The following is an 8317-nucleotide window of genomic DNA, read 5'->3' on the forward strand; positions in this document are numbered from 1 at the left end:
AGGTCGCTTAGCTCAGTTGGTAGAGCGCCACCCTTACAAGGTGGATGTCATAAGTTCGAGTCTTATAGTGACCACCATTTTATAAAATCATAAATAGGTTTTATAATCTCTACTTCTTTACTTTGGATGCAGCGGTAGTTCAGCTGGTTAGAATGCCGCCCTGTCACGGCGGAGGTCGCGGGTTCGAGCCCCGTCCGCTGCGCCATCTTGCTTGGTAACAATTTTATAAGTATAATTTGCAAAATAATAAAAAATAGAGCTAAGGAAAAAAATGCTTATTATTGGACATAAATTATTAAAAAATTTAGATTTTTCTTTTATTGAAAGTGTTGAAGAAGTTAAAGATAATAAAGTTTATTGTATTGTTTATGATGAAAAATTGATTTCTTATTTAAGTCAAAATGATTTTGAATTTGCTATTTTAGTTCAAAATAAAGACGAGATATTTTTAGCCAATGCTTTAGGAGCTAAGTTTTTGCTTTGTAATGATAAAAAACTTGCAAAATTTGCTAGCAAGGTTGCAGAATTTTATGTTTTTGATAGTAGGGTTTTAATGATTGTTGATAAATTAGAGAATTTTAAAAAATTTTATAAATTAAAAATCGATGGAATTATTTTAAAAGATAATATAGATAATTTTCCTAAAAACTGATAAATTCTTTTGTAAAATAAGTGCTAATTGACGAGGTTTAAATAATGCAAAAAAAATCTTTTTTGAAAATTTACGGATTAATTCCTTTTTTACTTATAGCATTCATCAATGCTTTTGTGGATTTGGGACATAAAATTATTATTCAAAATACTATTTATAAGGCCTATGAAGGAAGTGAGCAGTTATTTTTAAATGCTATGGTTAATGCTTTGATTTTACTTCCTTTTATTCTTATGCTTTCTCCTTCGGGTTTTTTAGCGGATAAATATCCAAAAAATATTGTAATGAAAATTTCAGCAATTTTCAATGTTATACTCACTTTAATAATTTGCATTTGCTACTATAGCGGTGCTTTTTGGATGGCTTTTATTTTTACTTTTATAATGGGAGCACAAGCAGCACTTTATTCACCAAGTAAATACGGTTTTATTAAAGAACTCGTAGGAAAAGACTTTCTTGCTATGGGTAATGGTGTAATTAATGCAGTAAGCATTATGGCAATCTTAGCAGGAATGGCTTTGTTTTCTTTAAGTTTTGAAAGTCTTTATAGTTCTGCATATAATCAAACAGATGAAATTTTAAAAGAAGTAGCGCCTTTAGGAATTGTGCTAATTTTATTTTCTTGTATCGAAGTATTTTTTGCGTGGCGTTTACCTAAGCTCAAACAAACAAATAAAGATTTAGTTTTTAACAAAAAAGATTATATCCGTGGAAAACTTCTAATAAATAATCTTAAACTTGTTTTTAAAAATAAAACTATTTGGTTTTGCATAATAGGAATTTCATTTTTTTGGGCTATATCTCAACTTTATCTTGTTAGCTTTCCTGTCTTTGCTAAAAATGAACTTTTTATAGAAAATACTTTTTATGTGCAAATTTCACTCGCTTTTTCTGGTATAGGAGTGATTTTAGGCTCTTTAGTAGCTGGTAAATTTTCAAAAAATTATATAGAACTTGGACTTATTCCACTTGGTGCATTGGGTATGTTTTTAATGGCTTTTTTAATGCCTTATTTTGTAAGTTTATTAAGTTATAGTTTTTTATTTTTCTTTTTTGGATTTTGCGGAGCTCTTTTTATCATTCCTTTAAATACTTTAATCCAATTTCATGCCAAAGAAAATGAATTGGGACAAATTCTTGCAGGAAATAATTTTTTTCAAAATATTGCCATGTTAGGATTTTTACTCTTAGCAACTTTATTTGCAAAATTTGAAATCAATGTGGTTTATTTGTTTTATTTTATTACTTTAGTAACCTTTATAGGAAGTTTTTATATACTTTTAAAACTTCCCTTTTCTTTAGTGCGTATACTTTTAAGCATAGCTTTTTTGCAACGATACCGCTTACTTGTAGAAGGTTTTGAAAATATACCAGAAAAAGGTGGAGCTTTGCTTTTGGGTAATCATATTTCTTTTATTGATTGGGCTGTTGTACAAATGGCAATTCCAAGAAAAATTTATTTTGTTATGGAAAGAAGTATTTATTCTAAATGGTATATTAAAATTTTTCTTGATAAATTTGGTATTATTCCTGTATCAAGCACAGGAAGTAAGACGAGTTTAGAACTGATAGCAAAGCATATCAAAGAAGGTAATTTAGTTTGTTTGTTTCCTGAAGGTACGCTTTCAAGACATGGACAATTAAATGAATTTAAAGCAGGATTTGAATTAGCTTGTGAATATTTAAGCGAAGATGATGGAAAAATTATTCCTTTTTATATAAGAGGACTTTGGGGTAGTGCTTTTTCAAGAAGCGATGAAGAATTTTCAGCAAGAAACCGCACTTTAAATAAAAGAAAAATTGCTATAGCTTTTGGTAAAGCTATGCCTTTGCATTCTAAAAAAGATGAAGTTAAAGCTAAAGTTTTTGAACTTTCTTTTATGGCTTGGAAATCACAATGCGAAGCTATGTATACTATAGCAAGAGCTTGGATAGATACAGCTAAAAAAAATCTAAATCAAATAGCTATTATCGATACACTAGCTGGAGATATTTCTTATAGAAAAATGTTGAGTCTTAGTTTAATTCTTAATTTTTTTATTAAAAGAAAATCCAAAGAATTAAACATTAACCCTCAGCGTGGAAGTTACGCTCCTAAAGAGGAAGCTATAGGAATTTTACTACCCGCTTCTTTTGTAAGTTCTTTAACCAATCTATCTGTTTTAATTGCAGAAAAAATTGCAGTAAATCTTAATTTTACGGCTGGAGAAAAAGCTCTAAAAGCAGCTATAAAAAATGCGCAAATTTCACAAATTTATACTTCTAAAACTTTTTTAGAAAAATTAGCAAATAAAGGTATAAACCTAAATTTCGATGCAAATATACATTTAATTTATTTTGAAGATATTGTAGAAGATTTTAAAATGCAAAAAATTAAAATTTTTAGCATGATGTTAGCAGTTAGTATCATGCCTAGTTTTATGCTCAAAAGCATCTTCACTCCTTCAAAAAACAATCTTGCCATCGCAGCTATTTTATTTAGTAGTGGAAGCGAAGGTTCTCCAAAAGGTGTTATGCTCAATAACCGTAATATTTTAAGCAATATAGCACAAATTTCTGATGTGCTTTGCACAAGAAATAATGATGTCATTCTCTCATCTTTGCCACCTTTTCATGCTTTTGGACTTACAGTAACTACGTTTTTGCCTTTGCTTGAAGGTATTAAAAGCATCACTTTTTCAGATCCAACCGATGCCTTAGGGGTTGCCAAAGCTGTTGCTAAAAATAATGTCACTATTATGTGTGGAACTTCAACCTTTTTAGGAATTTATGCAAGAAATAAAAAGCTTGATGCTTTAATGTTTGAAAGTTTAAGAATAGTTGTATCAGGTGCTGAAAAACTAAAAAATGAAGTAAGAACTGCTTTTGAAATGAAGTTTAAAAAAAGCATTTTTGAAGGTTATGGAGCTACGGAAACCACGCCTGTGGCGAGTGTAAATTTGCCGAATCGTTTTGATGCGGATTATTGGCTTATACATCGTGCCAATAAAGAAGGAAGTGTAGGAATGCCTCTACCTGGAACTGCGGTACGTATTGTTAATCCAAATAATTATGAAAATTTAAAAACAAATGAAGATGGACTCATACTTATAGGCGGTCATCAAGTTATGGTAGGCTATCTTAATAACAAAGAAAAAACCGATGAAGTTATTAAAGAAATTGATGGCATAAGATGGTACAACACGGGAGATAAGGGACATTTGGATGAAGATGGTTTTTTATATATTGTCGATCGTTATTCTCGCTTTGCAAAAATTGGCTGAGAGATGATTTCTTTGGGTGCAATAGAAGAAGAAATTGCCAAATTCATAGATACTGAAGTGGTTAATTTTGTGCCACATCTTTAGAAGATGAGAAAAAAGGGGAACAAATTGCTTTACTCATAGAATGTAATAATGAAATTTTTGAAAGAGTATGTGAGATTATAAAAAATTCTAATATACCTACACTTTTTAAACCTAGATATTATTTTCAAATAGAAAAAATTCCCCTCCTAGGTTCAGGAAAAGTTGATCTTAAAAAAGTTAAAGAATTAGCTAAAAATTTAGCCATATAATTTGAGCTTATAACAAAGCCCAAATTAAAATTGGCATAGAAACAAAAGCAAAAAGAACTCCAAAGGCTACAGCACTTACGGCTAAATTGCTATCTAGTTTAGCTTTCATTACCATAGCTCCTGCTAAGGTCATAGTAGGAGCTGCGCTTTCTATAATAGCAACAATGGTAGAATTTTTTAATTCTAAATTAAATATTTTTAAACAAAATACAAAAAATAAAGGAGCTAAAATCATTTTAGCAAAGATGACAATTACTGTAGGTTTGTAAGAGGTTTTAATCGCCATAAAGCCAAGTCCTAAACCTATGGCAAAAAGTGCAACAGGGGTTGCAGAAGCGCCAAATAAACGAATAGGAGAGAAAATAAATTCAGGTAAAGTAATTAATTTGCACAAAAAACCAAAAAGCAAAGCTAAAAAAGGTGGAAAACTAAGAATTTTTTTAACATTAGCAAGTAAACTGACTTTTTCTCCATTTCCCAAAGAAAGTATAAAAGGTCCAAAAAGTGATATAGGTAAAGTTGTGGCTAAAGCATCGTAAAATATAACTTCAGCGCTAAATTGTGGGTCATTAAATATACCAGCAACAATAGGCATACCCACAAATATAGTATTTCCAAAACAAGAAAGCAAAAACATACTGACTAAAGTTACTTTAGAAAAATGAAAAACTTTTCCAATAAGAATAGCAAAAAAAGCTGCTAGTATACAGCTAAACAATCCAATAAAAATAAAAATAATCAATGAAAAATCAAAATTTAAATGATATGCTTTATCGAAAATCAAACAAGGTAAAGCAAAAATAATAGCAAAATCTAAAAAAGTCCTAGCTTGTTTTTGTTTTAAAACGCCAATTCTTTTGGCAAAATATCCGCCTGCAAGTAAAATAAAAATTGTAAATAATGGTATAAAAACAAACATTGAATAATCCTTTTTAAGGGATGGTTTTTGAAAACGGATAGAATTATATTCTTTATACTTAAAAAAAATCTTAATATTTTTTAAGTTTTTTAAAAAAACCAATATTTTTTATTTTTTGTAACTTTAAGAAATTGTAAGTTGAAATTTGATTTTGAATAGTTGGTATTTTAAGTTGAATGATTATAATTTTAAATAATGGTGCGGTTAGCGAGATTTGAATAATGCTAATAAAAACACTACTATACAATATTTATAAATAGCATAAAAATAAAAAGTTAGGAGAAAAGTTAGGAAAATTATAAACATTATATTTATTCCTGTTTTTTTAATATTTTTACCATTGTATTTAAAAGTGTATATTAAAGAGTTGATTGAATATATACCGCTCCCACTAAAAGAAGCGAGAGCATAGGCGAGTGATTGATTGTTATATATTGTTTGAATTGGAGTTTAATTTTTTTCAATTTCTTCAAGATTATATAATAGTTTTCTTACATTTGTACTAATTTTATATTCCTTAGTATATCCTGACTTAACCCAATTTTTAATTGTTAGGATATTTACATTAAGCATCTTTGCTATTTCTTCTCTATTATAATATTTTTTAACCATTTTTCTTCTCATTTGTGGGGGAGTTCTTTTATTTTCTGAAAATCGAGAATGGTTTCTTTTGATATGTAATAACCTTTTCCTAATTTGAGGCTTTTTAGAGCACCTCTTGAGATCCATGTACGAACTGTTGTATGGGTTACAGAGTACATTTTTGCAACTTCATCGACAGAATAATAGCCTGCTCTTTAAAGCTTCCATCTTCTTGTAATTTTTTGATTATTTTCATTCTATTGTTATCCTTTCTAAATTTTTTTCTATAAAATCTTTTTCAAGCAAATAATATTTGTTAATGTTTAAAGAATTTTTAGCTCTTGTAACTGCTATATACAAAAGATTTAATTCTTCTTTTGCTATGGTAATTTGCTCTCTTTCTTCAAGTTCTTGCTTGATGTTTAAAAAATCATCAATAATTTCAATATTGTTCCATTCCAAGCCTTTGCTCTTGTGTCCTGTACTTAATATCAAATCAGCTTGTTCTTGTTTTTTAACACAACTTTTTTCAATATCTTTAATAAGCTTTATAATATCGCTATGCACATATTTAAAAAGAACAAATATTTTTTGTTTTAAGTCAACCTCTTTAGTTAGTTTCGTTGATATATTCAAGAAGTTCTTTTAAGTCGGCAAATTTTGCAATAAACTGATTTTTGATATATTTGTGTTTTTTAAACAGAAGATTTTGTATGTCTAATAACTCATCAAAACTATAACTATTCACCCCTCCCACAAAAAATAATTTTTTATTCAAATTTTTTACTGCTATATCAAATAGTTTAGCATTGGTTCTACATATTATAGCTTTTGCTTCATTTTCATCATTTCCCTTTCTTGGTTTTAGCGTTCCTTTAAAATCAAAATTCCCAAATAAGAATTGGCAATAGTAGCTATGCTTTGTGGGCATCTAAAGCTTTGAGTTAGATATAAAATATGAGATTTTGGCATAGATGCTAATACTTCTAAGGAATTTACAGCACCTCTGAATTTATAAATGCTTCGGAATGTATCTCCTATAAAAACTTTTTTAGCTTGCTTTTGGTTAAGAACAATGTCGATAACACAAGCGTTGATATCCTGTGCTTCATCCACTAAAATAAAATCATATTCTAGCTTTGGTTTTGTAAGTTGAATTAAAAGAAGTTATAAATAATTATTTGTATAGCAAAGAACTTGAAAATATAGATTTTACATCTATAAAATTGTTTAAAGGACTAATTGCAAAATATAAATTTTTTACACTGAAGATAAATTAAATACAATAAAACTAAAGTTTTATGAAATTGTTGGAATAAAACTTAAAAACATCAATAAGATAAATCAAGATAAATATTTATTATCAATTTCTGATGTTGTATGTGGATTATATGAAATTTTATTTATATAGATAATATATATTTAAAGAACACTTTATTGTTTTATAGGTGTATTCTTAGATCTTGTAGAATATTCTTTAGATTATCAAGATGAAATGCAAATAAACGATATAAAAACGACTTTTTTAGTCAATTTTCTTAATTATTTAGAAAATAATTCAAAAAATGGCAATAAACTATCAAAAAAAACAAAAATAACTTATTTGAGAGTATTAACTAGCTTTTTTTCTTTTATAAGCGATAATAATGATGATTTGTTTGTTTTTTCCTTTGATATGAAGAAAATTAGATTTAGAACAGAAAAATCAGAAGAAAATTAAATTATCTTAATGAAAATGAAATTATAAGGCTAAATAATGTTTTAGAGAAAGAAAAAGCAAAAAAAGAAGTTTACAATAGTTTTAGAAAAAACTTATGCTTTATGGAGGACTTAGAATTTCTGAAGCTTTAAATGTAAAACTTTGTGATTTTGAAGAGGTTGATGATGAAATATTAAAAATATCCATAATAGGCAAGGGCGGTAAAGAACAATTTGCATTTATTAAAAAAGAAGAAGTAGATGATGAGCTTGAATATTTTAAAGAAAATATCCAAGATAGTGATTACATAATGCAAACTAGCACAGGAAAACATTTAAATAGAAGCAATGCTTTTTTGATTGTAAATAATATTTACGCTAAAGCTTTGATCAGCAAAAAAGGACTTCATTTGCTTAGACACACTTTAGCCATGAGATTAACAGCCAAAGGAACAAACCTTGTGGAATTCTAAGACATGCAAAACTAAATACTACTGCTATATATGCCAAAGCAACAAATGATACAATAAAAGCTGCGTTATTGAATAATTAATTTTTCTAAAATTGAGTATTTGCATAGACTTCAAGAAGAAGTCTATGTGTTTAAAATTGTTCTAATAAAAGTTTAGGTTCTCCGCCAAGTATTTTGATGAAATTTGCAATTCTTGATTGTATTATTTCTACGGAATACATACCTCCTAAACCGCCTAAAGCATAAAATAATTCTTCGAAAATGTCTTCTTTGTTAAATTCAAGTTCTTCTATGTCAATAAGAACAGGAGTTCGGCTACATTTTTGTAAATTTTGATATATTTTGACTAAAATCTTGATTTTTTGTAGATTACTTTCAGCCTCTAAATAAGAATTTAAGTGTATTATTAGGGTTTTTATGAGTTTTTCTCTATTTTCT

At 28.0% G+C, this 8317-nt stretch carries 6 protein-coding genes, 2 tRNA genes and 3 pseudogenes; 5 read left to right on the top strand and 6 right to left on the bottom strand.

What is annotated here, in order from left to right; translation table 11 throughout:
* Nucleotide 1: 1 nt before the first annotated feature.
* The 4 genes and pseudogenes from AJN64_RS04320 to AJN64_RS04335 all read left to right on the top strand — a co-directional run bounded on the left by AJN64_RS04320 (nucleotide 2) and on the right by AJN64_RS04335 (nucleotide 4208).
* Nucleotides 2-77 (top strand) — tRNA-Val (locus AJN64_RS04320).
* 51 nt (nucleotides 78-128) lie between these two features.
* Nucleotides 129-205 (top strand) — tRNA-Asp (locus AJN64_RS04325).
* Between the two features lie 66 nt (nucleotides 206-271).
* Nucleotides 272-652 carry a hypothetical protein gene (locus AJN64_RS04330; protein WP_002853267.1) on the top strand — a complete coding sequence of 127 codons (381 nt, stop codon included), beginning with the start codon at nucleotides 272-274 and terminating at the stop codon, nucleotides 650-652.
* Between the two features lie 44 nt (nucleotides 653-696).
* Nucleotides 697-4208: pseudogene (locus AJN64_RS04335) on the top strand (acyl-[ACP]--phospholipid O-acyltransferase).
* A 7-nt stretch (nucleotides 4209-4215) separates the two neighbouring features.
* Here AJN64_RS04335 and AJN64_RS04340 read toward each other — a convergent pair.
* From AJN64_RS04340 to AJN64_RS09755, 5 genes and pseudogenes are all read right to left on the bottom strand, one after another.
* Nucleotides 4216-5127, bottom strand: a complete 912-nt coding sequence (locus AJN64_RS04340) for an AEC family transporter (RefSeq protein ID WP_002861688.1) — start codon at nucleotides 5125-5127, stop codon at nucleotides 4216-4218.
* Nucleotides 5128-5747: 620 nt separating this feature from the next.
* Nucleotides 5748-5903: pseudogene (locus AJN64_RS09930) on the bottom strand (helix-turn-helix domain-containing protein); the annotation flags it as partial.
* 58 nt (nucleotides 5904-5961) lie between these two features.
* Complete coding sequence (locus tag AJN64_RS09745; RefSeq protein ID WP_261665705.1) at nucleotides 5962-6345, bottom strand: 3'-5' exonuclease; 384 nt, start codon at nucleotides 6343-6345, stop codon at nucleotides 5962-5964.
* The gene (locus AJN64_RS09750) at nucleotides 6320-6640 is read right to left on the bottom strand and encodes a hypothetical protein (protein ID WP_261665706.1); all 321 of its coding nucleotides are present in this window, start codon (nucleotides 6638-6640) and stop codon (nucleotides 6320-6322) included. Before AJN64_RS09750 ends, AJN64_RS09745 begins: the two co-directional genes overlap by 26 nt.
* A complete protein-coding gene (locus AJN64_RS09755; RefSeq protein ID WP_410002376.1) occupies nucleotides 6574-6825 on the bottom strand; it encodes a UvrD-helicase domain-containing protein in 252 nt (83 codons plus the stop codon). The genes AJN64_RS09750 and AJN64_RS09755 overlap by 67 nt, the downstream gene beginning before the upstream one ends.
* Before the next feature lie 303 nt (nucleotides 6826-7128).
* On the opposite strand from AJN64_RS09755, the pseudogene AJN64_RS09885 reads away from it, so the two are divergent.
* Nucleotides 7129-7960: pseudogene (locus AJN64_RS09885) on the top strand (tyrosine-type recombinase/integrase); the annotation flags it as partial.
* Between the two features lie 50 nt (nucleotides 7961-8010).
* On the opposite strand, the gene AJN64_RS04360 reads toward AJN64_RS09885, so the two are convergent.
* Complete coding sequence (locus AJN64_RS04360) at nucleotides 8011-8298, bottom strand: hypothetical protein (RefSeq protein WP_172671472.1); 288 nt, start codon at nucleotides 8296-8298, stop codon at nucleotides 8011-8013.
* Nucleotides 8299-8317: the final 19 nt, after the last annotated feature.

The sequence above is a fragment of the Campylobacter sp. BCW_4332 genome (assembly GCF_001763175.1).
Taxonomy (GTDB): Bacteria; Campylobacterota; Campylobacteria; order Campylobacterales; family Campylobacteraceae; genus Campylobacter_D; species Campylobacter_D jejuni.

Bases quoted from the DNA above. Each gene is read 5' to 3' on its own strand.
- AJN64_RS04330 (WP_002853267.1), top strand. From the start codon at position 272: ATGCTTATTATTGGACATAAATTATTAAAAAATTTAGATTTTTCTTTT.
- AJN64_RS04340 (WP_002861688.1), bottom strand. From the start codon at position 5,127: ATGTTTGTTTTTATACCATTATTTACAATTTTTATTTTACTTGCAGGC.
- AJN64_RS09750 (WP_261665706.1), bottom strand. From the start codon at position 6,640: ATGCCCACAAAGCATAGCTACTATTGCCAATTCTTATTTGGGAATTTT.